This window comes from Natronosalvus vescus (assembly GCF_023973145.1).
Lineage (GTDB): Archaea > Halobacteriota > Halobacteria > Halobacteriales > Natrialbaceae > Natronosalvus > Natronosalvus vescus.
Genome location: NZ_CP099546.1, coordinates 2,373,905 through 2,397,335 on the forward strand (window position 1 = coordinate 2,373,905; position 23,431 = coordinate 2,397,335).

Sequence of the window (23,431 nt, forward strand, 5' to 3'; positions counted from 1 at the left end):
TACTTCGACATCCATACCATTCGCCTGTATTCCGGGACTGCCTTCGTCTCTCGCCCAGAAGGGAAACTAATGGCTGCGACTCAGCGCACCTGCTACGCCTGCGAGCGCACGTTCGATCGGCCTCGAGCCCGCTGTGACTGTGGCGAACCGCTCTGGCTCCCGATACAACCGCTCGCCGAGTGGCCTCCCGATCCGCGGGTATCGGGCTCGATCTGGCGCTACGCCGACGCCCTCCCCGTAGCGCAGCCGCCGGGCGACCTCGAGCCAGGCGGGACGCCGCTGTGGCGCACCCCGTCCCTCGACGCGTACGCGGGTGCGCGGGTCTGGTGTAAGGACGAGGGTCGAAATCCGACGGGGAGCTTCAAGGATCGAGGCAGCGCCGTCGGCGTCGCCGCGGCCCTCGAGGCCGGGTACGATCGCGTGGGGACGGTCTCACACGGCAACATGGCCCTGAGCACGGCCGCCTGTGCCGCTGCCGTGGGGATCGACTGTACGGTACTCGTCCCCGCCGACATCGCTTCGGATCGCCTCAGCGCCATCGCCCGATTCGAACCGGAGATCATCCGCGTACGCGGGGACTACGGCCGGCTGTACCACGACGCCCTCGAACGCGGCCGCGAGCGCGACATCGCGTTTCTCAACTCCGACGTCCCCCGCCGCGTCGCCGGGCAGAAAACGCTCGCGCTCGAGCTACTCGAGGCCGGGCCCGATCTCGACGCGATCGTCCTCCCGGTCAGCAGTGGCGGCAACGCGAGCGCGGTCTGGAAAGCGCTGCTCGAGGTTCGGGCTGCTGGACTTCTCCAGGACTCGGCGCTGCCACGGCTGTATCTCGTTCAGGCGGCAGCCTGTGATCCGATTGCGCGGGCGTTCCGCGAGAACGAAACGATTGTCAAGGCACTATCCGAGGCCGATGAGACCATCGCTTACTCTATCGCGAACGCCGATCCGCCCAGCGGTGCCCGTGCACTCGCCGCCGTTCGCGACATCGGTGGTGTCGTCGTGTCCGTCGACGACGACGCGATTCTGGCGGCTCAGACGCGACTTTCCCAGAATGCGGGCATCCGCGTGGAACCGGCTTCAGCGACGACGCTCGCGGCTCTCCGCAAACTGACGGCTCGTGGGGAGATCGAACCGGCGGAACGGGTGGCCTGCGTGCTGACCGGCCGGGGGTACGGCGAGGGTGGCGCTGAACCCGAGACGACCGTCGTCGATCGATCCGACCTGTCGACAGCTCTCTGAGCGCCGTTTTCCACCTGAACGGACGAGTGAAACCGACGGCGACCATCCGGTTTTACTCGTCGGTCGATGGTTCGAACGGTACTGAGGATCGACCTCGTGATTACCAGTGCCACCAGCGCTCGAGGCTCGAGAACCCCCACTCGCGATAGTTCCAGTCTCCGGGAGGTGACACAATACTCTTATCACCGGAGCGTGTACGTTCGGGCATGGCAGACAAACCAACCTCCGGTGAGATCCTTGGCGTCCCGTACAATTTCGAGCGACCCAGCTTCGGCCGGATGCTCTCGTCGTACTGGCAACCGGGCAAGGGGATGCTCGTCGAGAAGCCGTTCGGCGTCGGCTACACGCTGAACCTGGCGAATTGGCGCTCGTGGATCGTCGTCCTCGTCGCCGGTGCACTCCTCTGGCAGCAGGAGAAAGGGCCCAGCGAGCCAGCGGAATCCACCAAAGACGAACCGGTCGAAGTGATCGTCGACGACGACGGCGACGACTGATACGGTTTGCTGTAGTCTCTTACCAGTGATTGCCGACCCGGTAGGGTAATCACCGACAAAAAGGGACGGCAAACCGTACGACACCGCCTCGAATCGATCGGTTTCTCGTCTTTTGTGACGCGCGGCGTACCTACGCTCGCCAGTGACTGCTCACTCGAGCCCGCCGGGCGCGTCGAGCACCTCGCGGTCTCGAATCCAGGCGCCCGCACCGAACTTTCGATCCGCGAGCTCCGTTGCGGCCTCGAGTTCGGATTCCCGCCACGATCCCTCCGTCGCCCCACACCACTCCCCGAGGGCGTCCTCGAGACACTCGCAAGCCTCCACGCGGTCGATTCCGGCCTGCTCGTGGATGCTCGTCACCCGATCGGTGAACGTTCCGGTTTCGAGATCGTCCGTCGCGAAGACGCCAATGTGCGCATCGGGCTCGAGGTCGAAACTGAGCGAACCGTGCTGGATGACGACGTCGCGCTGGCGGTACTGGGCGTTGCCGCTGATCTTTCTCGAGGTAGCGTTGGGATCGCTAACCGGTGCGACGATGTCGTGGGCCGGGTGGATGTCCCGGAGGTAACACGACGGTCTGTAGATCGCGTCCTGTTTCGCCCCCGCGAAGTCGGCGTCGACGCCCATCCGTGAGAACGAGTCGAGAATCGGTTCACAGAACAGCGCGTAACAGTCCATCAGGTCGCCGGGCACCTCCGCGGCGGGGGCGACGATGGTGTAGGAGATATCGGCCGTCGCGTCGTGGTAGATCCCGCCCCCGCCGGTCTGACGTCGGGTAACGCCAATGCCGTTCTCGGCACAGAACTCCCAGTCGACCGTCTCGGGTGCCTGCTGGTAGCCGAGTGAGAGCGTACTCGGCTCCCAGTCGTAGACGCGAACGGTTCGCAGGTCGTCCTCGAGTGCGGTTCGGGCGGCGACCTCCTCGAGGGCCATCTGGATGGCTCCGTTCCGGGGGTCGTCCCTGATCAGTCGCCAGTCGCGATCGGTGAGGGCGGTCATGGCTGATCCTGCGACTCCGATCGGCAAAGGGATTCCGACGTTCGGGTCGGTGACGGCGTGCGATCGGATCTCTCGCGTGGACACGCGTCACGGCCTCTATCGGTCACCGTTCCTGAGTTCCCTTCGCGAACCTCTACAAGATTTCCTATCGCATTATATGGTTTATCAACCTCCATTCACCGCTCATTACGCACTCGAGGCGGTCGTGAAGACCTTTACGTGCGCACCGGCTACCACGCGCATGGTGCGGAACGTCGCCGAGCTGTTGGCGGAACTCGACTCCGAGGACTTCTATCTCCTCTCGGGAATCGAACAGGGAATGCGCTTTTCGGAGTGGGTACAACGCGAGAAGCTCCCGAAGTTCTCCGGACTCACTCCAGAGGAGGTGGAGTATCGTCTCGAGCGCTGTCTCAAACGCGGTTTGATCGAGAAAAAGACCATCCAGTACGAAGGCTACACCCTGCAGTTCGAGGGGTACGACGCCCTTGCGCTACGGGCACTGGTCGAACGCGACACGATCGCGGAGTTCGGCTCGCCACTGGGCGTCGGCAAGGAGAGCGACGTCTACGAGGTCAAATCCTACAAACCGCTCGCGCTCAAGTATCACCGCGAGGGCTATACGAACTTCCGGGAGGTACACCGTGAACGCGATTACACGTCCGAAAATCGCCACGTCTCCTGGCTCTACACGGCCCGGAAGGCGGCCGAGCGGGAGTACGAGGTGCTCGAGACGCTCTATCCGGACATTTCGGTTCCTCGACCGATCGACCAGAACCGACACGCCATCGTGATGGAGAAGATGCCGGGGGTCGAGCTCTCGCGAACTCGCCTCGAGGACGACCAGGTACTCGGCGTGCTCGAGTTGCTGTGTTGGGAACTCACGCGCGCGTACGAGTACGGGTACGTCCACGCGGACATGAGCGAGTACAACGTCTTCGTCGCCGAGGACGGCGTCACGATTTTCGACTGGCCCCAGGCGGTCTCGACCGAGCACGAACACGCCGGGGAGTTCCTGGATCGGGATCTCACGAACCTGGTCGGCTACTTCCGGCGCAAATACCCCCGGATCGTCCCGGACGACCTCGAGAGCGACGCGATTGCGGCCGAGATCGCTGCTGGTTCGTTCGAGTCGATTCCCCGATAAGGCGGTGATAAACTTCATTTCACGATACCAAACGATCTGGTTCGATTTCTCGGGAAACCTGCCGTATGCGGACGGGATGACCCTAGCACCTGAGTTCGTCGTTGCTCGCGCTCGAGTCCGCGTTCCGTTCCGGTGAGGGAAACAGTTTTTCCCGCTCCCAGTGAGTTGCACACGACGATGGGACGCATCGACGCCCTCCAGGCGACGTGTCATCGCTACGGACCGGGGCGACTGCCTCGAGCAAACGAGCCAGCAGTCGGAGCCGGGTACGCGGCCGCGAGCGCAGCGGCCTGTGTCGCGGTGGTGTACGCTGGCGTCGCGACCGGACTGGACGGGGTCGGGTTGAGTGCGACGACCGAACTCGTCAACGTCGCACTGGCCGCGCTCGCGCTCCCGTTCGTCGTTCCCGCGGCGTTCGGCGTCGGGCACCTGGGGTGGCGGTGGCTCTCACCCCGTTCACCAACGACCGGACTCGTCGTTGGGTTGCTCGGGACGCTCGCGACGTACGGCGTCTTTCTGGTACTCATCGGGGTTCCGATCACGGCCCTGGAGGCGGTATCGGGAGCCGATCCCGTTCGAGCGGCGGTCTTTTCGTGGGGCGTGGTCTATCTGACGGCCGTTGAAACGTGGTGGGTCGCGTTCCCGGTCGGCGGGGTGAGTGGCGCAGTGTACGCGGTCGTCGTCTCACGACCGGACGACAGCTGATTCGACCTGACCAGTCCTTATTTAGCCAGGTCTGCTCTTACCCAGGAGCCCACTGGTATCCCGTGCGTTGTGGAACGTGGCCCCGTCGGCCGCGGCCGCCGTCCGTATCCGGTTACGTCTCGAGTTCGGCGACCGCATCTCGAAAGAGCCCGTCGAGGATTTCGGGCGTCGTCGGATGGTAGGCCCGATCCGGGAGCTCGCGAACGTCCAGACCGAGTTCGACGACGACCTGCATCGTCTTCGCCATCACGTCTGCGTGGAGGTGCAGTCCCTGGTAGCCGAGGACGGTTCCGTCGGCCTCGCTGACGATCAATGTGGCCACGCCTTCGGGATGATTTTTAGTCTTGAAAACGCCATCAGCGGAGGCCTCGCGGGTGACAACGACCGTCTCCATGGTCGATTCGCTGGCGGTCTCCGGCGTGTGACCGATCCGGGCGACCGGATAAACCCCCAGCCCGGAGAAGATGACGTGGTGAGGGACGTTTACGTAGGGCTCGAGTTCCTCCCCACGGGCGTGACGCAGGACGTTCGCTCCGGCGGCAAATCCTTCTTCCTTGGCGACGTGGAGGATCGGCTCCCGACCGTTGACGTCACCGACGACGAACGTTCGCTCGTCCGCCGTGGCCTGCATCGTCGACCCGACCCATCCCTGTGTCGCCTCGAGCGCGGTGTTCTCGAGTCCCAGTCCGTCGACGTTCGGCTGCCGACCAGTGAACAGATAGAGGGTGTCGGCCTCGCGGGTCGTTTCGATGCCGTCCTGATCGACGGTCAGGCGGACGCCACCGTCGGCCGTTCGCTCGATCCGTCTTTCGTCGGCGTTGGTCAGGATGTCGACGTTGAAGTGATCGCGATAGAGGTCGAGTATCGTCTCCCCGAAGGCGGGATCGAACTCGTCGAGGGGGTGGTCGTCGTGTTCGATTACGGTGAGGTCGACGCCGCCAACTTCGCTGAGGTAGGGGACGAGTTCGAGACCGATGTAGCCAAAGCCCATCACGATGGCCGAGTCGGGGAAGGTGGTCGCGTCGAGAACGTCCGCGCTCGAGTGGAACTCGACGTCTTCGATGCCGGGGAGGTCGGGAACGTTGAGACTTGATCCGGTGGCGATCACGACGTAGTCCGGTTCGATCGTCCGGTCTCCGACAGCGATGGTTCGGTCATCGACGAATCGGGCGTGTTCGTCGAAAAAGACGACGTCGTCGCGCTCGGCGAGGTCGTGGACGTGCGACCGACGGTGCTCGGCGAACCCGTGGATGTGGTCGTCCTTCGTGGCGACGACGCGCTCGGGGTCAACGGCTGGGGCACCCATGAGCCGGTCGTCGTGTCTCGCCTGATAGCGGTGCTGGGCGGCCGAGAGGACGTCCTTCGAGGGCATACAACCCTCGAGAATACAGAGACCACCGCCCGGTTCGCCGCCGTCGATCAGCGTGAGGTAAATCTCGTGACCTGATTCGTCGGCACGCTCGAGGAGTTCGTCGGCCGCGGCGACACCAGCGCTGCCGTAGGCACCGATAATCGCGACGTGGAGTTCGTCCATAGCGGTGTTACCGTGCCCGGGTCAATAGACGTTCGCTCGGTCGTGCGTTCGCGGTGCCGACACGCGAAACGGTCGCGTCCTCGAGTACGTCGGTCAGTCACCGGGCGAGCGGCCGCGCGAGGATCGGTTCAATACACACTACGGAGAGCCGAAGCGCCGTCCGAGGTGGGGTGGGCTACTGTCGGAGTCGGACACCGACACCGGCACCGAGAGCGAGGAGCGCGGCGAGGGCACCGAAGCCAGGCAGTCCATCGTCGGTGCTGTCGGCACCACCGTCGTCGCCCGCGCCGATCGAAGCCGTTCGCTCGGAGAAGTGGTTGAACGCGACGTAGACGGTCGCTTTCGTTTCGGATTCGGCGTGTTGACTAACCATGTACGCCGACTCCTCGCCACCGATGGCGCTCTCGAGTTCCGACTGCGAGGAGGCCTCTACAGCGGCCTCACCGTCGACGCGGACTTCGAGGTTCTCGAGGGTTCCCACCGCTTCCTCCTCGACGGTCGTTATGACGATCGCCCCCTCGCTGATGGCGCGGTCGACGACGACCTCGATGTGCTGTTCGCTCTCCTGACGGGCTTCGACGGCGGTTTCCTCGCCGTAGCTGACTGTATCGGCGACTGTCTCGCCGTCTCGCACGTCGACGTAAACTTCGGCGGCGGCCGAGCCGTCAGCGATGCGCTGTTCGTCTTCTTTGGCCTGGTCGTCACGTTCGCCCTCGGCGTACGATCGGAACACGAGCGTCGACTCTCTCTCGAGGCTCGCGACGACGTCACCCTGCTCGTTGACGGTCACGTCACCGTCGCCGACGACGAGGAAGACGCCGTTGCGGGTGTCGCTTTCGACGACCACGCGGTTGTCGCCTTCGGCACTCGCCTGGGCGTTCCCGTCGAGTTTGGCCTCGACGACCTGTGATTCGTCGCCCGCGCTGACGACCAGGTGGCCGCGTTCGGTGTCGTGGGCCGAGAGCGACGCGCCGCTGTCGGCGTCGATCTGGGTCGTCGTCTGGGACTGGGCGGTGATCGAGAGACCAGCACCACTGATATCGACGACAGCGCCGAGATCGATCGACGCGTCGGCACCCCCGTCGACCTCGCTCTGGGAGTCCACGGCGACAGACGAGAAGAGGGTCTCGCCGTCGACCGTGTAGTCTGTAACTGCATTTCCGGAGGCCTCGAACGCGAGGTACGTACCCGCGTACGATTCGTTCGAGGTCGTCGTTTTAGCCGATTCAGCCGTCGTGCTTGCACCAACACCTGCGGCACCCACCAAACTAACGATCAACAGGGTCGCGAGAATGACGGTCGCGACTGCGTTACGGTTCATTGCATCCGTTCTGTTGAACGGCTTCTTAAAGGGACTTCTGACAAAGCCGTCCAAACGACGGTCTCACGGCAGTCACTTTCACACACGATCGAGTATCGAGTATCGATCATCGATCGAAATCGTGATCCTCGAGCGAGGGCGCTTTGCGCCCCGATCAGCGCGAAATCGCTTCGCTGTCGTCGGCGACGACGGCGTCGACCTCTTCTTTCGTGACCAGCGCCGCGTCGCCAGGAATCGTTCGCTTCAGGGCAGCCGTCGCCGCTGCGTACTCGAGCGCGCGACCGACGTCGTCCCCCGAGAGTCGCCGGGCGATGAATGCCCCGGTGAACGCGTCGCCGGTGCCGATCGGGTCGTGGGTTTCGGTCTCGTACGCATCGTGGTCGTGGACGACGTTGTCGTGCCAGGCGAGTGCGCCCTGTGCGCCCCGGGTGACGACGACCGTCCGGAAGTCGAACTGCGAGCCGAGTTTGTGGGCGAGCTGGCGCGGATCGCCCTCGTAGCCGAGCACCGTCCGGGCGTCGCGGGCGGCGATGACGAGGATGTCGATGCCGGGGAACAACTTCGTCAGGGTGTTCCGGGCCTCCTCGGGCGTCCAGAGCTTGCGCCGGTAGTTGACGTCGAAGGCGGTGGTCGTCCCGCCCTGTCGAGCCGCTTTCAGGAGCTGCGCCGTCGTCTCGCGCAGGGTAGGCGAGAGCGCTGGGGTGATCCCGGAGGTGAAGAACACCCGTGCGTTCTGGATCAGGTCGATGTCGAACTCCTGCGGTTCGGCGGTCGTGACCGCCGCGTCAGACCGGTCGTAGATCACGTTCGTGCCACGAGGTTTTCCCCCGTGTTCGAGGTAGTACGTTCCCTGGCGTCCCTCCTCGCTCCAGACGATGTCCGTGTCGATGCCGTACTGCTCGAGTTCGCCGACGACGCGCCGGCCAAGCGGGGTGTTGGGCAGTTTCGACGTCCACGTCGAGACCGCGCCCAGCCGTTCGGCGGCGACGGCGACGTTGCTCTCGGCACCGGCCGCGCGAACCTCGAACTCGGAGGCCGTCTCGAGGCGTTCGTGGCCGGGCGGGGAGAGCCTGAGCATCGTCTCGCCGAAGGTGACGACGTCGCTCACGCCGTGCCCTCCGGCACCGATCGAGCGGTGACCTGTCTATCGCGCATGGCTCGTCAAACGAAGGGGTGTGCTATAAGTTGTGGCGTTAGTGCCACTGCTGGCCGCTCGTCGGGCCGTCTCACGTGAGGCCGAGCCCTCGAGTGCTCACGACCGTCGTTTTGCCATCAGCTTCCCGCTCGAGGTCGACGCCGAACGACTCGAGCAACCGGGTACTCGTCTCGACGTGATCGGTGACCGTCGGTACCCGAATCCGGCCGCCCGCCAGCGTGAGGTGATCGAGTAGCTGGTCGGCGAGATACCGGTCGACCGTGCCGTCGGACTCGAGAAATGCCAACGCTTCGTCCGCAGCGTCTTCACCGACTCGTTCGGCCGGTTTCCCGGGTTCGCCGAGGGCGGAGAAGCCGGCGAGCGGCCAGTCGGTGCCCGTTCCGTCCTGCTGTGCCTCGCGCTCGAATGCGAGCCCCAGGACGATCACCGACCCCGGACAGTGACTCTCGGCGACGGTTTCTATCCGTTCGATGACCTCGAGGGATCGGTTTTCATCATCGTCCTCGAGTGCAGGCCGACCCTGAAGCCCGCTCCGAAGCCGTTCGAGCGCCCCGCCAGCCTGCCGCCGGCCGACGTCAGCATCGGCCAGCGAGGCGGCGCAGGTCGAGTAGACCCGGACGCCGGCGATCCGTCCACGCCGATCCAGTTCGAGGGGATCGAACGCCGACGGGGCCAGCTGAAGCCGGAGGCGACCCCCGCCGGCCGGATAGAATCCGCGACGGTCGACCTCGAGGGACGCCTGGAGTCCGTGGCGGCGCAACAGCGGCAGCTTCACGTAGCGGAGGTAATCCAGCGGCGGCGACCAGGCGACGTCCGTCCCGCCCGTCGCCGTCAGCGTCAGGGGCGCCTCGAGCCGATGGGTCAGTGGAAGGAGACTGTCGATCAGGAGAGTGAGACTGGCGGCAGTACCGACCTCGACGGTGTACTCGCCGCCCGGGATCGCCCCCGCGAGTCCGGGGTCGAACGTGACGGTCTCGGCCTCGAGTTCGGCCCCCGATACGTCGGCGTCACAGATCGTTGCCATCGTCTCGAGGACGGCCAGGTGCTGGGTGGCGAGCCCCGGATCCGGACGGTTTCCCCGTACGGACTCGAGTCGAACCGGCTCGCCGGTGAGTGCCGAAAGGGTGAGCGCACGGCGGAGGAACTGGCCGCCGGCGTCGCTGCCGTCGAGCGTGTGCATAGCTGATTCCTCGATAGCGGCCGGGAAAATAGTTCGTGTCGGCTGAACGTGTGGTTCGTGTCGGATGGGCGAATAGAGCTCGCCGGGTGGGAGAGCCACAGAACCGCCGGTATCTGAACCGTTAGGTGCCTCGAGCCGAGACGGGAGACCGATGCGAGGCTGGCGCGACCCCCTGACCCGTCGATGGCTGCTCTGGGGAACCCTCGGTATCGTCTTCCTGCTCGTCAACATCTATCGGCTCTCGACGGCCGTCCTCGCCGAGGAGTTGATGGCCGGCTTCCAAACGACGGGCGCTCAGCTCGGCACGCTCCACGCGATGTTCTTCTGGATCTACGCGCTCATGCAGCTACCGACGGGGATCCTCGCGGATCGAGTCGGCCCACGACGAACGGCCGCCGCGGGTGGCCTCGCGATGAACGTCGGCGCGATCTGGTTCGCGCTCGCCGACGGCTACGTGAGCGCGCTCGGGGCTCGAGCCCTGGTCGGATTGGGCGCGAGCGTGATCTTCGTCTGCATCCTTCGATTCTGTGCCAACTGGTTTCGAGCCGACGAGTTCGCCACTGTGACCGGCCTCAGCTTTGCCGTTTCGGGGTTCGGCGGCGTCCTCGCGACGACGCCGCTGGCGCTGGCCGCTGGCTCTGCAGGCTGGCGGACGACCATCGGCGCACTGGGCGTCTTCGGGATCGCCTTCAGTCTCGTCGTCTACCTGGTCGTTCGCGACACGCCCGAACGGGCGGGCTTCGAGCCGATCGAGGGCGTTCCCGGCCAGCCGACGCTCTCGACGGCCGCGGTTCGTCGCCACGTTCGATCCGTTCTCGCGGATCGAGTCACCTGGGTGGTCAGCCTCCTGCTCTTCTGTACGTCCGGGCTGAATCTGACGCTGTTCGGACTGTGGGGGGTTCCATACGTCGTCCAGACCTACGGCGTCTCGGTGACTTACGCGTCGATGTTCACGCTCCTCGGTGGCGTCGGCATGATCGTCGGCCCCCCGGCGCTCGGTTGGCTGTCCGATCGCCTCGAGCGCCGCGTCGAGTTGATGGTCGCGGGAGCCGTCATCTACACGGCCGCCCTCGGCCTCATCGCCCTCCTCGGCAAACCGCCGCTCGCCATCGTCGCCCTCGTCTACTTCCTGGCGGGGGCGTTGCTGGGCGCGTTCGTCCTCAGTTACGCGCTCGTCAAGGATCGTCACCCCGCCAGTGCGAGTGGGATCTCGACCGGCGTCATCAACGGCGCGGCCTTCTTCGGGGCGGCCATCCTGCCGACGGCGATGGGCTACGCCCTCGACAGCTACTGGACGGGCACGCTCGAGGCCGGCGTCCGCGTGTATACGGCCACGGGTTACCGAATGGCGTTCGTCATCGCGACCGGTGCGGGGGCCGTCGCGCTTGCGTGTTCCCTCTGGTTGTATCGTTACCAGCGGCGTCCCTCCACCTCGCCCCAGCAGGCGTGATGCTGACGAGTGTGGCCACCTTTTTGCGACCTACAACGAGACTCTCGAGCAATCAATGGGCGACATCCACCACATCCGTCCGGCGACACCCGGCGACGCCGCTGCCATTCGTTCGGTGGCTCGAGCGAGCTGGCACGCGGCTTACGACGACTTTCTCGGCCGCGAGACGGTCGACGCGGTGACCGACGACTGGTACGCCGTCGATCGCCTGCGGGACTCGATCGAGGCGGCGGAGAGCCACCTGTTCGTTTGCGACCTGGCGGACGCCGACTGGGGGAGTGATCGTTCCGTCAACGACGTCGCCGGATTCGTCCACGTCAGCCCCTGGGCCGGGGAATCAGGCGTCGGCCACCTCAAGCGGCTGTACGTCCACCCGGATCACTGGGGCCAGGGTCTCGGTACCGCGCTCCTCGAGCGTGGCGAACGCGCCCTCGAGCAGGCTGGGTACGACCGGATTCGTCTCGAGGTATTCGCCGAAAACGGCGACGGCGTCGGGTTTTACGAGGCTCGAGGGTACGGCGGGGTCGACGAGGAGTGCGAGACGCTGGGCGGCGAGACGCGCCACCTACTGATCCTCGAGATGGGGCTCGAGTGACTCGCGGTATTTTTGGTGTGATGAGCGTGTATACGACAATACTACATAAGATGTAGTCAAGATACAAAAGATGTAGTTTAGGCTGGAGCGGCCACCTTGCACATTCCGGACGCACGTCTTAGTGTCACTCCGTGGTTGACGCTGGCGACCATGCTCGTTCACCTCCAGCAGTACAAACACGAGGAAGTCCAATTCGACGACAACCGCACGACCGGCCGATCACAGACCGAGGACTCCGTCGACAAGGACGCACAGGCGTACTTCGGGGAATCCGTCGAACAAATGGACGTCGAAACCTGGGAAACCGTCGAGTACGAGGGAGACCCGATCCAGCGTCGCGACGTCACGCTCACCGGCGTCACCTCCGTGTCGGTGCCCGACCGACCGCTCGAGGACGAGGGCGATGCGCCGCTCCCGGGAACCACGGTACAGGTACACGTCGACGGCGGCATCGAATCGCTCGAGCAGGCGGTGATCGTCGAGGTGCAGGATTCGGAGGTGTAGGACGGCACCGTCACAGCGAGTCGGCCGTCGTCTCGGCCTCGAGCCTCAGTGTAGCGTCAACAGCGAACTTGCGTGTACATCTTCCCGCGATCAAGCTACCAACCTCACTTCATTCTCTGAAATCGTGCAAGATCCACAGCCCGAATGTTGCACGACAGTCAGGTTGATTTGCGATGGTGGAGAGCGGTCAGTTCAGGTGAGGAACACAATATTTGAGTGTTTATCAGTCGAACGAACTATCAATGCCCTCTCGACGAAAAACACTAATTGCCAGTATGCGGTTATAAGTTCTACGCTCGCTGGTTGTCTGGATATTCTCGAAACTGATGGTTCTGTTCAGGAGGTTATCGTAGACCTTCGCAATGCAGAGTCTGACGAATCTCACACATTCCATCTCGCTCTCGAACTTGAAAACGAGATCATGGACTGGGAGTCACATACTGTTGCGTCGGGCACCGATGAACTGGTTACAATTGATCCATCTGGTGACACATCTCCCGTAGGTCTCCACGGAGTCGTCGATGATTTTGCAGATGATATTCGTTTTTTCGGAATAGATGATGTTGAAGAAGATTTTTGCCTTCGATTGAACTTTTGGTCTTCTCATCCCATTCGCGAGCGTCCCTTGATTGACCAATTAGCTGATATCGAATGTTGACAGGCTTTTCCCGTGCAGTTCGCACCTGTAGTGAGCAGGTGGTTCACCGATTTCGGAGTGAAAAAATGGGGTCGTCGTGCTGCACTCATCCTCTGAGTGTTGTAGGCAGTGAATATCAGATACCAGTCCTATCGGCCACAATTTGATCTGGTTGACTCACAAATTGCGGATTGGGACTCCACTCAGATCGTCTTCTCCGCTTCCGCCTCGTCGACGACCTCGAGGCCGCGATTGTTGACGGCCATCGGATCGAGGCCGACCTCCTGCAGGAACCCCTTGTACTCGCGCTCGCAGGTCTCGGCCGCCTTCTGTTTGTCGCTGGCGCGATCACAGAGCGCTATGAGGTTCTCGGGGACGTCGTTCTGGTAGACGATCCAGTGGTTGATCAGATCCGACAGCCGCCGGATTGGACTCGTGAAGTGGCCGTAAATCTCGAAGTTGAGCGCGTGATGGCCGCCGAACGGATCGTTCATGTACTTCGCCCGGGGCATCACCTTCATCACCGCCCACTGGATCTTATCGAGTTGGCGACCCGGCGCGGTCTCGAGGGTCGCGTTGACTGCCTTTCGGGGCTCGTCCCACGTATCGCCGGGGATGGAGACGCCGTCGAGTTCCTGGATCTCCTGGAGCGCTTTCGACCACTCGTCGGGGGTCGGCTGGGGGTGGACGCGGTACATCGCCTCGACGCCGCGCGACCACATCAGTTCGTGCGTGACGGCCTTGTTCGCCTTGAGCATACACTCCTCGATGATGGTGTGGGCGCGGTCGCGACTCGGGTTCAGCACGAGGGAGCCGTCCTCCTTGCGGATTTCGTGCATCTCGTTGGCGACCTCGAACACCAACGAATTCTCCTCGTGCAGCGGCGCGTCGGGATCGTCCAGGCGCTTTTCAGCCTGGGCGTAGGTGAGCCGTTCGTCGGATTCGATCACCGACTTGTAGATGTCGATGGACTCGTATGAGAGGGTCTCCTTGTCGAGGTGCATCTCGACGGTGTGGGCGAATCGCTCCTCCTGGGGTACCAGCGAACAGACCGACTCCGCCAGCACCGGCGGGAGCATGTGGATGGTGTAGGCGGGCAGGTAGACCGTGTTGCCGCGCTCGACGGCCTCGGCCCACATTGCCGACCCGGGGTGGACGTAGTGGGTCACGTCGGCGATGTGCACCCAGAGAACGTACTCCTCCTCGCGCTCTTCGATCGAGATCGCGTCGTCGAAGTCCTGAGCGTCGATCGGGTCGGTCGTCCACGTCGTCAGATCGCGGAGGTCGCGGCGCTCGTCGATTTCGTCGTCGATGTCGCCCTGGACGTCGCCGGAGAGCTCTCTGGCCTCATCGAGCACCGGTTCCGGGAACTCGTCGCGAATCTCGAACTTCTCGAACAGCTCCTCGCGTTTGTTCTCGAGGTGTCGTGCCAGCTCCTCGGAGATCTGAACGGGGCCTTGCCCCTCGGCCGTGCCGGCTGCGGCCTGTGCGTCGTCGCTCATACCCTCGCCTACGAAAAGGAGTGCCAAAGACGTGTCGGGACTCCCGTCGTGAGGTCGATGCCAAAAATTATATGTTATCCAACACGATGGTGTGTGATGACAACGATTGCCCTCCACGGCGTCGAGAAACGCTACGGCGACGTCGCCGCCCTCCGCGGCATCGACCTCGAGGTCGAATCCGGCGAGGTGTTCGGCTTTCTGGGGCCGAACGGCGCCGGAAAGTCGACGACGATCGACATCCTCTTACGGTACACCCACCCCACAAGCGGCTCCGTCACTGTGCTCGACCACGACGTGACGACCGACCCCGTGCCCGTCCGCAAGCGAACCGGCATCCTCCCCGAGGGATACGCCCCCTTCGAGACGATGACCGGCCGCGAGCACGTCGAGTACGCCATCGAGGCCAACGACGCCGACGACGACCCCGACGCCCTACTCGAGCGGGTCGACGTCGCCCACGCGGCCGACCGCCAGGCCAGTGGCTACTCGAAGGGAATGACCCAGCGGCTGGGCCTGGCGATGGCGCTCGTCGGTGAACCGAATCTGCTCGTGCTCGACGAACCCTCGACGGGACTCGATCCACACGGCGTCAGGCTCATGCGTCGGATCGTCCGCGAGGAGCGCGACCGTGGCGCGACCGTCTTCTTCTCGAGTCACATCCTGGAGCAGGTCGAAGCCGTCGCCGACCGCGTCGGCATCCTCCGCCACGGCCAGCTCATCGCGGTCGATACGATCGACGGCCTTCGAGCGGCCGCCGAGACGGATGCGGAACTGGTTGTGGACGTGACGGTCGACGGCGGGGCTGGTCGCGTCGCCGGCGATCCTGGCCCTGGTACGGGCACGGGTGCGGAACCCGGCACGGAACGCGACAGAACCGCGAGTCTCGAATCCGAGCCCAGTCTCGAACCCGACCTCGAACCCGACCTCGAGGCCGGCACTACTACCGATCTCGCATCCGTCATCGCGGCCGTCGACTCGATCGACGGCGTCTCGAGCGTCCGCCGACGGGACGACGCCCTGGTCGTCGGCTGTACGGCCGAGACGAAACTCGAAGTACTGGACACGATTCGTGACGCCGGCGGGGAGATAACGGACTTCACGACCGCGGAGGCGTCGCTCGAGGAGCTGTTCGTCTCCTACACGGAGACCGAGCCGTACGCGGAAACGGAGGGACAGCGATGAGCTGGCGCCTCGTCGGAAAAAAGGAAATTGGAGACGCGATCCGCAACTATCAGCTCTACGCGAACGCGCTCATCTTCGTCGCCGTCTTCGGCGGCTTCGGCTACCTGTTCGCGCGGGACGTCAGGCGGTCGGCTGGCGTCGACCCCTCGATGGCACCCGATCCGATCGAGTTCGTCGGCCTGCTCTCGTTTTTCTGCATCATCATGATTCCCGCGGTCGGGCTGATGGTCTCCTACGACGCCATCGTCAAGCGACGCGCCGGCGGGCAGTTGGCGCTATTGCTCGGAATGCCTCACGACCGCCGGGATGTCGTCGTTGGCTCGCTCCTCGGTCGGTTCGCCGTCTTCGCGGGGTCGCTCCTGGCAGGAATCGCGGCGGCGTTGGTAGTACTCCTGGTCTTCGGCCTCTCGCCGCCGTTCGGGGCGCTGGTAGGGTTCACCATCGCCACCGCCGGACTGGGGCTGGCCTACGTGGCGATCGGCATCGGGCTCTCAGGGTGGATTCGGTCGCCGACGTGGGCGGCCATCGCGGCATTCGGCGTCTTCATGCTGTTCGTGTTCGTCTGGCGGGTCGTCCCAGACGGCGTGGTGTATCTGGTTTCCGGATTCGAGATACCCACCGAGATGCCCTGGTGGCGACCGTACGTGACGACGCTCTCGCCGAGTGTGGCCTACGAACGCGTCCTCGACGCCTACGTCTTCGACGAGGCACGGGAGGGGTATCCGACGGCCTTCGGTGCCGTCGTCTTGCTGGGGTGGACGGTGCTCGCGCCGCTGGTCGGCTACCTTCGGTTCGATCGGACGGATCTCTAACTGGCTACCCTGCCTACCCTAGGACTCCTCGACCCGCCGTCGCTCCTCGAGTGCACACACGTACCGCCGGAGAAACGCCTCCTGTGAGTACTCGCCGGCCTCGAGTGCGACCAGCTGATCCTCGAGTCCCTCGCGGCCGTACCGGCAGAGCTCGCTGTCGCAGGGTTTACACAGGTGCTCGAACGTCTTTCCCTCGCGTTCCCAGCGATTGCCGTGCTTGTCGTACTCCCGGGCGTCGGCTCGAGCGACACGCGTCCCACAGGCGATGCAGGTAACCGTCTCGGTACGCCACCGCGAGAGCCACATACCTCGGCTATTGCCGTGTGCATACTTAGCAATTATCACGGCCTGCCTGACGGTCAGGCTGAGTGGGGGGCTCCCCGAGAACGGGCCGCATACTGTGACTTCACGAAACGGAACGGGTCGTTTTATAGCGCAACCGCTCGTCCACGAACCCATGGAGGTCAAATCGCGACACCACCTGCGGAGCGATGTCGTTTCAGAACTCGAGACGGCGGTCGCCGACGGACTCGGCGTCACGCTCGAGGGCGACGCCTACGAACGCGTCGAGTTCGAAGACAGCGACTGGGAGGTCGTCCTCGTCGACGGCTCGCCCGAGATCGCCTACTTCGACGCGGAGCCGTTTCTCACCGTCCGCGGCGCGAACGCCTACGAACCCGACCGACGAATCGTCACCGTCGACGCCGGTGCCGTCTCGTTCGTCTCAGACGGCGCGGACGTGATGCGTCCGGGCATCACCGAAGCCGACGGCGAGATTGCCCCAGACGACCTCGTCCTCATCGCGGAGGAGTCCCACGGAAAAGTGCTGGCGGTCGGACGCGCTCGCGTCGACGGCTCGCAGATGGTCGGCAACGAGGGCAAGGTCGTCGACTCGCTTCATCACGTCGGCGACGAACTGTACTCGTTTTCGGGGTAGGCTCTCGAGTCACTCGTCGCGTCATCCAATCCATAGTTGGAGCCCAGCCCCGACGCCTCACTCTCTGGCAGCATCGACGTCGTCTTGCTCTCCCGCGTCCACGTCGCCCTCTTCGCCAGCGTCGATGTCGTCCGCTTCGTAGGCGTCCTCGTACTTCTCGAGCGTCTTCTCGTACCCCTCCACCGCCAACTCGTAGGTCTCCCGGAGGTCGGCGATCGGCTCGAGGCTGGCGTCGACCCGGAGGTCGTTGTAGAACGGCTCGAGTTCGGCCGCCTCGGTGGTCTCGACGACGACGGCCGTACTCTGGACGCGCAGTTCCTCGCGTTTGTCGCCACCCTCGGTATGTCCGGCCGCAAGCGCATCGATCAGGCGCTCGGCGAGCGGTTCCTCGCCGTCCCGTGCGTTTTCGTAGGCGTCGGCCGTTGCCTCTATTACCGACTCCCCAGTCAGCAGGTTTCCGGCGACGGTGTAGCCCTCGCCGCTCGTGTGCCCGAACCAGTCCTTGCAATCCTCGCCCGAAAAGGTGTACGTTCCCTCGCGGTCGACGCCGTGGAGCTGTCGGTTCGAAGCGCCGTCGTCGGCGTTGAGCAGGGCCTCGAGAGCATCCTCGACGGCGAGGCCGTCGTCGATGTAGGCGATTCCCTTCCGACCGAGGTCGACGTTGACCAGGCTCTGGGTGGCGACGGCGCCGTTCTCGCTGGCGAACGGACAGAGGGTGCCGACGCCAGGCAGTCGCGTTGTCACGGCGACGCCGAATCGATCGTGTTCGTCGCCGTCGTCTCCCTCGTAGGTCTCGTGGACGCAGATGCTGAACGTCATACGGCTGTGGTCACGCACTGCGGTGGCAAAAAAGAGAACGTCTCGGCAGGCCGGAACGGGGATCTCTGGAGATCCCGAGTTAGAAGTCCTGCGTCTCGCTCGTCTCGTTCCCTGCTTCGTCGGTCACCGTCAGCCGGACACTGTCGGGGTCGTCACGCGTGCGAACCTCGTGTTCCCCGGACGCACTCGAGCCACTGACGCTCGAGGTCTGGCTATCGAGCACGCTCGAGCCATCGAGCAGTTCGGTCGTCACGGTGTCGAGATCGCCGTCCTCGTCGGAGACGGCCCAGTCGACGTCGGCGCGCGACCAGGGGCCGCTGCCTCGAGCGGCCACGTCGAACTGGTCGATGTCCGGTGCGTTGTCGCCGGTGTCGTCGCCGTCGTCGCCGTCGTCACCATCATCATCGTCACCATCGTCTCCCTCGATTCCCAGCGAGTTGGCGACGTTCAGTCGACCGGCACCCTGCTCGTTGTCACCGAGTCCGATGTCGTCGGCGCCGTCTTTGAGCACCTGTCGAACCTCGCTGTGGTCGTAGCCGGCGCCGATGAGCGTCGCTGCGGCACCGGAGACGTGTGGACAGGCCATCGACGTCCCGGAGAACTCGGCGTAGTCGTCTCGGGGAACCGTCGACAGGGTATCGACGCCAGGGGCGGCGAGGTCGACTTCCGGACCGGTCGAGGAGAAGTCCGCGAGATCGTCGTTCTCGTCGCTCGCGCTGACGGCGATTACTTCGTCGTGGGCGGCGGGGTAGCCGACACAATCGGTACAGGGGCCGTCGTTACCCGCGGCTGCAACCTGCACTTTCCCCTGTTGGTCAGCGTACTGGACGGCGTCGTGGACGACGTCCGATGCGTCGCCACCGAGGCTCATGCTGAGAATGTCGACCTGGTTCTGGTCGGCCGCCCAGGTAATCCCGGCCGCGACGCCGTCCCAGGAACCGCCACCGGAACAGTCGAGCACTTTGACGGCGTGCAGTGTCGCGTCGGGGGCGACGCCGAGCACGCCCTCGCCGTTATCGGCCGCGGCGGCCGTCCCGGCGCAGTGACTCCCGTGGTCATTGTCGTCGTCCCAGACCTCGAGACACTCGTCGATATCGTTGCCGCCGCCGAAGGGACCGCCACCACAGTCGGCGTCACATTCGGCGTCGTCGGCCGCCCAGCCTTCGCCGAGGTTCTCCGCGAGCGTCTCGTGCTGGGGATCGATCCCCGTGTCGATGACGGCGATGTTCGCGCCTGCGCCAGTTTCGCCGTCGCCGATGGCGACGTCGGCGTCGACCTGCTCGATGCCGTAAGGCGTCGTCTGCAGGGCGTGCATCCGACCGTTAGGCTCGACGTATCGAACGTTCGGACTGTTCCCGAGCGCCTCGAGTGCCGCGTCCGAGAAGCGACCCGAGACGGCCTTCCCTATTCCACCGAAATCGAGTTCGAAGCGGACGCCGTTCGCCTGCTTTTTGGCGACATCGAAACTAGCGCCAGCCTCGAGTCCGACGATATACTCGTCGTCGTTCTGCGCGGTTGCTTGCCCGGCGAGTGCGGTCGTTGCAACGCCTGCACCGACACCCTTCAACAGCGTTCTTCGGGATACGTGTTCACGTGACATGCTATTATCAGCCACACTCACTGCCATCCCATCTTAGAATATAAAGGTTTTGTAATTCCATGCTAAATATGAAGTGGTACCCGGACAGAAAAGTTAAGAAGTTATAATTAAGTCGATTACATTTTCACGTTGATAAAATCGAAAATGGTCTGGGGAAGGCGTCTGACGTAAGAACTATACTCACGGCGCGAAACCGTTGACCCTATGGGATTGATGAGCAAAATTCTCGGAAGTGACCAGAGTCGAACCGCCGACGAGTACGTCGAACTCGACCTCGACGACGTCAGCGCTTCGGCTGGCGATGCGGCTATGTCCGTTCATATCGCCGAAATCAGCGGACAGGTCGACGCCATCGACATCAAAGACGCCGTCTACGACGGCGATATCGTCATCGCGGACATCACGCGTCTGCGAACGAAAGATAGCACGACCGAGCACATCATCGACGAACTCCGCCAGGTCGCTCGCGAGGTCGACGGGGACATCGTCCAGAAGGGCGACGATCAGATCATCATTACGCCGACCGGTATCCGCATCGGCCGCGAAAAACTGGGTCGCTGACTCGAGATCCATTCACTTCGCCGGAGTGGCACGGAGCTAATCGCTTCCTCAGATATCCTCAGACCAGTACTTCGACCGCGTATCCGTTCGACTCGAGCGCCTCGATCAGCTCCTCGACGTGATCGTGTCCTCGCGTCTCGAGGTCGATCTCCACTTCGGTGTCGCTCATCCCGATATCCCGTGAGGTGCGATCGTGCTGGATCGCGTAGATGTTCGCCTGGTGGCCCGAAATAATTGCGAGTAACTCCTCGAGCGTTCCCGGCCTGTCTTTGAGCACCGTTTTGAGCTTGAGATAGCGGCCTGTCTCGACCAGGCCGCGGACGACCACCGTCGTGAGCATGTTCAGATCGATGTTGCCCCCGCACAGTGCCGGGACGATCACCTCGCCCTCCTCGTAGTCGAAGCGATCGAACAGCAACGCCGCCAGCGGCACGGCACCGGCTCCCTCGACGACCGTTTTCGACCGCTCGAGCAGGTGAACGACGGCCATGGCGATCTGTTCGTCGGTGACGGTGACGACCTCGTCGACGTACTCCTGGATGATCGGGAACGTCCGCTCGCCGACTCGGCGTGTCGCGATCCCGTCGGCGATCGTGTCGACGCTATCGATGGTGACGACCGACCCCTTCTCGAGTGAGTCGGCGACGCTCGAGGCACCGGCTGACTGGACGCCGACGATGCGCGTATCGGGCTTTCTGGCTTTGATCGCGGTCGCGATACCGGCGATGAGGCCCCCGCCGCCGATCGGGACGATCACGGTGTCGACATCCGGGCAGTCCTCGAGGATCTCGAGGCCGATGGTTCCCTGCCCGGCCATCACGTACTCGTCGTCGAAGGCGTGGACGTACGTGCGACCTTCCTCGTGTTCGATCTCGTGTGCACGCTTGGCGGCAGCATCGTAGTTTGCCCCCGAGAGGACGACCTCGGCTCCGTAGCTCCGGGTCGCTTTGACCTTCGCGATGGGGGCGTGTTCGGGCATGACGATCTTCGAGTCGACACCGGCCCGCGTGGCCGCCAGCGCGACCCCCTGGGCGTGGTTTCCAGCACTGGCTGTCACGACACCTGCTGCCTGTTCGGCCTCCGAGAGGGTCTGGATGCGATTCGTCGCTCCGCGGATCTTGAACGCTCCCGTCCGCTGGAAGTTCTCGAGTTTCAGGGAGACCTCCGCGCCGGTCATCGCGGAGTAGGTGTGTGAGTACGTCAGCGGCGTGTGTCGCGACGTCTCCCGAACCCGTTCTCGGGCCTCGAGGACGTCCGAAAGCTCGAGCATACACGCAGGTACTCGACAACTGGGGTAAAGGATTGCTGTTGGCGGTCGGTCGACACACGGTCGTTCGCGTCGCTCTGTCGGTTGGGTTACAAAAGCGCGCTGCCGGGCGCAGACAGCACGACAGGGAATACAGGGTATGCACGGCGTGTGACGTGCGACTGTATACGAGCACCCGAGATATATAAATCTCATGCCCGCGGAGTGAAAGTGTAATCGACAGACTGCGCCGGGTTGAAACGGCTGTCTGACGGTCAGACGACGCCCGTCATTCGGGGGTCGTTCTCACGGTTTCGTTCCCGAGTGTTTTGCTCCTACCGGAGGTATAAACGACCCCCGGCGGGTTCGGTTCGTATGGGCTCGAGTCCGGACGCCACCGAAGCGCTGAGCGCGCGCGTATTCGCGGTGTGGAAACGCGTGCTTGCGCTCGCCTGGCCGATCATGGCCGAGCAGACCACGCGCACGCTGATGCGCACGGTCGACATCATCGTGACGGGGCTGCTCTCGCCGGCCGCGATTGCCGCTATCGGACTCGCCGACCTCTACGCACGGCTCCCGCTACGGATCGGGCTCGGCCTCGGTGGCGGCGCCATCGCCCTCTCGAGTCAGGACACCGGTAGCGGCGCGACGAATACGCGAGACGAGGCGATCACGCAGGCGATCCTCCTTGGGGCGATTACGGGTGTCCCGTTCATGATCCTGGGCGTTCTCCTAAGCGAATTCGCGATCGAAATCCTCGGCGCTGAGGCCGACGTCGTCACCTACGGTGCGATCTATCTCGCAATTATCATGGTGACCGCACCGGCCCGCCACGTCGGCATCATCGCGGCGCGAGCGCTTCAGGGAACGGGCGATACGGTCTCGCCGATGGTCGTCAACGTCATCGCGAACCTCCTCAACGTGTCCGGTTCGGTCGTCCTCGGCCTCGGCATGTTCGGTGCACCGCGTCTCGAGGTCGTCGGCGTCGGCCTGGCGACGGCCGCAGCGAACGTGTTCACCGCGCTGGCCCTGCTCGTCGTCATCGCCGGCCCCTGGCGCCAGAGTTCCCTTGTCAGGCCGACCGACTGGGTCATCGCCAGGCAGTTGCTCACCGTCAGCGCGCCACGAATCGCCGAGGGGCTGGTCGCGACGGTCATCGAGTTCCCGTTCAACTCGATCCTGCTCATGATCAGCACGGAGGCCAACGCCGCCTACCAGGTCGGTCGTCGACTCTACCAGCAGATATCGAGCCCACTTTCGCGGGGATACAACGTGGCCGCGAGCATCGTCGTCGGTCAGTACCTCGGGGAAGGCGACCCCGAGGCGGCCCGGTTCAACGGCTGGGCCATCGCCGGCCTGGGGCTGGCGACCGTCGGGGTCATCGGCGTCGTTCTCGCGGCCTTCGCCCACCAGTTCGTCTACATCTTCACCACCGACCCGGAAACGGTCGGCCACGCCGTCACCTTCGCGCAGGCGTACGGACTCAGCGCTCCGTTCCTTGTCGTCTACATCGCCATCGCCGGTTCGCTCCAGGGTGCCGGCGAAACGTTCATTCCGTTTCTCGCCCGCTCGAGCGGCCTCTTTCTGTTCTACCTGTGTTTCTCCTACGTCACCGCTATCTACCTGGGCTACGGCGTGCTCGGCGTCGCTGCGGGCGTGTTCCTCTACTACCTCTGGGCGCTGCTCATCGTCGGCTGGGCGTACGTCCACCGCGACTGGGCCGGCAAGGCCGCCCGAATGATGGCCGAACGCGGCACCAGGGCGGACGATTGACGGGGACGATTCTCACGGTTGCCAGTGATTTTCGGCCCATG

General features: G+C 64.0%; 23 protein-coding genes. 13 read left to right on the plus strand and 10 right to left on the minus strand.

The window, feature by feature from the left end; translation table 11 throughout:
* The first annotated feature begins 69 nt into the window (after positions 1-69).
* Together thrC and NGM68_RS11310 are read left to right on the plus strand one after the other, a co-directional pair.
* Positions 70-1,239, plus strand: coding sequence for a threonine synthase (gene thrC / locus NGM68_RS11305; protein ID WP_252698232.1), 1,170 nt, complete (start codon positions 70-72; stop codon positions 1,237-1,239).
* 206 nt (positions 1,240-1,445) lie between these two features.
* Positions 1,446-1,733: a DUF5808 domain-containing protein gene (locus tag NGM68_RS11310; protein ID WP_252698233.1), complete on the plus strand. Its 288-nt coding sequence runs from the start codon at positions 1,446-1,448 to the stop codon at positions 1,731-1,733.
* Positions 1,734-1,883: 150 nt separating this feature from the next.
* Here NGM68_RS11310 and NGM68_RS11315 read toward each other — a convergent pair whose 3' ends face one another.
* Positions 1,884-2,732: a lipoate--protein ligase family protein gene (locus NGM68_RS11315; RefSeq protein WP_252698234.1), complete on the minus strand. Its 849-nt coding sequence runs from the start codon at positions 2,730-2,732 to the stop codon at positions 1,884-1,886.
* A 241-nt stretch (positions 2,733-2,973) separates the two neighbouring features.
* Here NGM68_RS11315 and NGM68_RS11320 point away from each other — a divergent pair, with 241 nt between their 5' ends.
* Positions 2,974-3,876 (plus strand): serine/threonine-protein kinase RIO2, encoded by a 903-nt coding sequence (locus NGM68_RS11320; RefSeq protein WP_252698235.1) that lies wholly within the window; start codon positions 2,974-2,976, stop codon positions 3,874-3,876.
* Positions 3,877-4,053: 177 nt separating this feature from the next.
* Positions 4,054-4,581 carry a hypothetical protein gene (locus NGM68_RS11325; protein ID WP_252698236.1) on the plus strand — a complete coding sequence of 176 codons (528 nt, stop codon included), beginning with the start codon at positions 4,054-4,056 and terminating at the stop codon, positions 4,579-4,581.
* Positions 4,582-4,693: 112 nt separating this feature from the next.
* On the opposite strand, the gene NGM68_RS11330 is transcribed toward NGM68_RS11325, so the two are convergent.
* From NGM68_RS11330 to rtcA, 4 genes are all read right to left on the minus strand, one after another.
* Positions 4,694-6,115: a dihydrolipoyl dehydrogenase family protein gene (locus NGM68_RS11330; RefSeq protein ID WP_252698237.1), complete on the minus strand. Its 1,422-nt coding sequence runs from the start codon at positions 6,113-6,115 to the stop codon at positions 4,694-4,696.
* A gap of 175 nt (positions 6,116-6,290) precedes the next feature.
* A complete protein-coding gene (locus NGM68_RS11335) occupies positions 6,291-7,436 on the minus strand; it encodes a hypothetical protein (protein ID WP_252698238.1) in 1,146 nt (381 codons plus the stop codon).
* A gap of 154 nt (positions 7,437-7,590) precedes the next feature.
* A complete protein-coding gene (kdgK1, locus tag NGM68_RS11340; protein ID WP_252698239.1) occupies positions 7,591-8,544 on the minus strand; it encodes a bifunctional 2-dehydro-3-deoxygluconokinase/2-dehydro-3-deoxygalactonokinase in 954 nt (317 codons plus the stop codon).
* A 118-nt stretch (positions 8,545-8,662) separates the two neighbouring features.
* Positions 8,663-9,772 carry an RNA 3'-terminal phosphate cyclase gene (rtcA, locus tag NGM68_RS11345; RefSeq protein WP_252698240.1) on the minus strand — a complete coding sequence of 370 codons (1,110 nt, stop codon included), beginning with the start codon at positions 9,770-9,772 and terminating at the stop codon, positions 8,663-8,665.
* Between the two features lie 151 nt (positions 9,773-9,923).
* Here rtcA and NGM68_RS11350 point away from each other — a divergent pair, with 151 nt between their 5' ends.
* The 4 genes from NGM68_RS11350 (at position 9,924) to NGM68_RS11365 (ending at position 12,979) form a co-directional block, all read left to right on the plus strand.
* Positions 9,924-11,222: an MFS transporter gene (locus NGM68_RS11350; RefSeq protein ID WP_252698241.1), complete on the plus strand. Its 1,299-nt coding sequence runs from the start codon at positions 9,924-9,926 to the stop codon at positions 11,220-11,222.
* A 55-nt stretch (positions 11,223-11,277) separates the two neighbouring features.
* Positions 11,278-11,817, plus strand: a complete 540-nt coding sequence (locus NGM68_RS11355; protein WP_252698242.1) for a GNAT family N-acetyltransferase — start codon at positions 11,278-11,280, stop codon at positions 11,815-11,817.
* Positions 11,818-11,967: 150 nt separating this feature from the next.
* Positions 11,968-12,321 (plus strand): hypothetical protein, encoded by a 354-nt coding sequence (locus NGM68_RS11360; protein WP_252698243.1) that lies wholly within the window; start codon positions 11,968-11,970, stop codon positions 12,319-12,321.
* 124 nt (positions 12,322-12,445) lie between these two features.
* On the plus strand, positions 12,446-12,979 hold the full coding sequence (locus NGM68_RS11365; RefSeq protein WP_252698244.1) for a hypothetical protein: 534 nt from the start codon (positions 12,446-12,448) through the stop codon (positions 12,977-12,979).
* A gap of 182 nt (positions 12,980-13,161) precedes the next feature.
* On the opposite strand, the gene NGM68_RS11370 is transcribed toward NGM68_RS11365, so the two are convergent.
* Positions 13,162-14,460 (minus strand): RNB domain-containing ribonuclease, encoded by a 1,299-nt coding sequence (locus NGM68_RS11370; protein ID WP_252698245.1) that lies wholly within the window; start codon positions 14,458-14,460, stop codon positions 13,162-13,164.
* 96 nt (positions 14,461-14,556) lie between these two features.
* Between NGM68_RS11370 and NGM68_RS11375 the strand changes: the two genes are divergently transcribed.
* Together NGM68_RS11375 and NGM68_RS11380 are read left to right on the plus strand one after the other, a co-directional pair.
* Positions 14,557-15,642, plus strand: coding sequence for an ABC transporter ATP-binding protein (locus tag NGM68_RS11375; protein WP_252698246.1), 1,086 nt, complete (start codon positions 14,557-14,559; stop codon positions 15,640-15,642).
* Positions 15,639-16,454 (plus strand): ABC transporter permease, encoded by an 816-nt coding sequence (locus NGM68_RS11380; RefSeq protein WP_252698247.1) that lies wholly within the window; start codon positions 15,639-15,641, stop codon positions 16,452-16,454. The genes NGM68_RS11375 and NGM68_RS11380 overlap by 4 nt, the downstream gene beginning before the upstream one ends.
* Before the next feature lie 18 nt (positions 16,455-16,472).
* Here the strand turns inward: NGM68_RS11380 and NGM68_RS11385 are convergent, their stop codons facing one another.
* Positions 16,473-16,760, minus strand: coding sequence for a DUF7562 family protein (locus NGM68_RS11385; protein ID WP_252698248.1), 288 nt, complete (start codon positions 16,758-16,760; stop codon positions 16,473-16,475).
* 151 nt (positions 16,761-16,911) lie between these two features.
* Between NGM68_RS11385 and NGM68_RS11390 the strand changes: the two genes are divergently transcribed.
* Positions 16,912-17,391 (plus strand): RNA-binding protein, encoded by a 480-nt coding sequence (locus tag NGM68_RS11390; protein ID WP_252698249.1) that lies wholly within the window; start codon positions 16,912-16,914, stop codon positions 17,389-17,391.
* A 57-nt stretch (positions 17,392-17,448) separates the two neighbouring features.
* On the opposite strand, the gene NGM68_RS11395 is transcribed toward NGM68_RS11390, so the two are convergent.
* Together NGM68_RS11395 and NGM68_RS11400 are read right to left on the minus strand one after the other, a co-directional pair.
* A complete protein-coding gene (locus NGM68_RS11395) occupies positions 17,449-18,210 on the minus strand; it encodes a DUF1028 domain-containing protein (RefSeq protein ID WP_252698250.1) in 762 nt (253 codons plus the stop codon).
* 79 nt (positions 18,211-18,289) lie between these two features.
* Positions 18,290-19,825 (minus strand): S8 family peptidase, encoded by a 1,536-nt coding sequence (locus tag NGM68_RS11400; RefSeq protein WP_252698251.1) that lies wholly within the window; start codon positions 19,823-19,825, stop codon positions 18,290-18,292.
* Between the two features lie 189 nt (positions 19,826-20,014).
* On the opposite strand from NGM68_RS11400, the gene NGM68_RS11405 reads away from it, so the two are divergent.
* The gene (locus NGM68_RS11405; RefSeq protein ID WP_252698252.1) at positions 20,015-20,371 is read left to right on the plus strand and encodes a cell division protein SepF; all 357 of its coding nucleotides are present in this window, start codon (positions 20,015-20,017) and stop codon (positions 20,369-20,371) included.
* Between the two features lie 58 nt (positions 20,372-20,429).
* Here the strand turns inward: NGM68_RS11405 and ilvA are convergent, their stop codons facing one another.
* Entirely contained in the window at positions 20,430-21,641 is a 1,212-nt protein-coding gene (ilvA, locus tag NGM68_RS11410) for a threonine ammonia-lyase (RefSeq protein WP_252698253.1), read from the minus strand.
* A 351-nt stretch (positions 21,642-21,992) separates the two neighbouring features.
* Between ilvA and NGM68_RS11415 the strand changes: the two genes are divergently transcribed.
* On the plus strand, positions 21,993-23,390 hold the full coding sequence (locus NGM68_RS11415; RefSeq protein ID WP_252698254.1) for an MATE family efflux transporter: 1,398 nt from the start codon (positions 21,993-21,995) through the stop codon (positions 23,388-23,390).
* The last annotated feature ends 41 nt before the right edge of the window (positions 23,391-23,431 follow it).

What these genes read in the sequence shown, in the direction of transcription:
- NGM68_RS11385 (WP_252698248.1), bottom strand. Translation starts at nt 16,760, where the DNA reads ATGTGGCTCTCGCGGTGGCGTACCGAGACGGTTACCTGCATCGCCTGT.
- thrC (WP_252698232.1), top strand. Translation starts at nt 70, where the DNA reads ATGGCTGCGACTCAGCGCACCTGCTACGCCTGCGAGCGCACGTTCGAT.
- rtcA (WP_252698240.1), bottom strand. Translation starts at nt 9,772, where the DNA reads ATGCACACGCTCGACGGCAGCGACGCCGGCGGCCAGTTCCTCCGCCGT.
- NGM68_RS11315 (WP_252698234.1), bottom strand. Translation starts at nt 2,732, where the DNA reads ATGACCGCCCTCACCGATCGCGACTGGCGACTGATCAGGGACGACCCC.
- ilvA (WP_252698253.1), bottom strand. Translation starts at nt 21,641, where the DNA reads ATGCTCGAGCTTTCGGACGTCCTCGAGGCCCGAGAACGGGTTCGGGAG.
- NGM68_RS11350 (WP_252698241.1), top strand. Translation starts at nt 9,924, where the DNA reads ATGCGAGGCTGGCGCGACCCCCTGACCCGTCGATGGCTGCTCTGGGGA.
- NGM68_RS11325 (WP_252698236.1), top strand. Translation starts at nt 4,054, where the DNA reads ATGGGACGCATCGACGCCCTCCAGGCGACGTGTCATCGCTACGGACCG.
- NGM68_RS11310 (WP_252698233.1), top strand. Translation starts at nt 1,446, where the DNA reads ATGGCAGACAAACCAACCTCCGGTGAGATCCTTGGCGTCCCGTACAAT.
- NGM68_RS11370 (WP_252698245.1), bottom strand. Translation starts at nt 14,460, where the DNA reads ATGAGCGACGACGCACAGGCCGCAGCCGGCACGGCCGAGGGGCAAGGC.
- NGM68_RS11415 (WP_252698254.1), top strand. Translation starts at nt 21,993, where the DNA reads ATGGGCTCGAGTCCGGACGCCACCGAAGCGCTGAGCGCGCGCGTATTC.
- NGM68_RS11360 (WP_252698243.1), top strand. Translation starts at nt 11,968, where the DNA reads ATGCTCGTTCACCTCCAGCAGTACAAACACGAGGAAGTCCAATTCGAC.
- NGM68_RS11330 (WP_252698237.1), bottom strand. Translation starts at nt 6,115, where the DNA reads ATGGACGAACTCCACGTCGCGATTATCGGTGCCTACGGCAGCGCTGGT.
- NGM68_RS11355 (WP_252698242.1), top strand. Translation starts at nt 11,278, where the DNA reads ATGGGCGACATCCACCACATCCGTCCGGCGACACCCGGCGACGCCGCT.
- NGM68_RS11375 (WP_252698246.1), top strand. Translation starts at nt 14,557, where the DNA reads ATGACAACGATTGCCCTCCACGGCGTCGAGAAACGCTACGGCGACGTC.
- NGM68_RS11395 (WP_252698250.1), bottom strand. Translation starts at nt 18,210, where the DNA reads ATGACGTTCAGCATCTGCGTCCACGAGACCTACGAGGGAGACGACGGC.
- NGM68_RS11405 (WP_252698252.1), top strand. Translation starts at nt 20,015, where the DNA reads ATGGGATTGATGAGCAAAATTCTCGGAAGTGACCAGAGTCGAACCGCC.
- NGM68_RS11390 (WP_252698249.1), top strand. Translation starts at nt 16,912, where the DNA reads ATGGAGGTCAAATCGCGACACCACCTGCGGAGCGATGTCGTTTCAGAA.
- NGM68_RS11335 (WP_252698238.1), bottom strand. Translation starts at nt 7,436, where the DNA reads ATGAACCGTAACGCAGTCGCGACCGTCATTCTCGCGACCCTGTTGATC.
- NGM68_RS11380 (WP_252698247.1), top strand. Translation starts at nt 15,639, where the DNA reads ATGAGCTGGCGCCTCGTCGGAAAAAAGGAAATTGGAGACGCGATCCGC.
- NGM68_RS11320 (WP_252698235.1), top strand. Translation starts at nt 2,974, where the DNA reads ATGGTGCGGAACGTCGCCGAGCTGTTGGCGGAACTCGACTCCGAGGAC.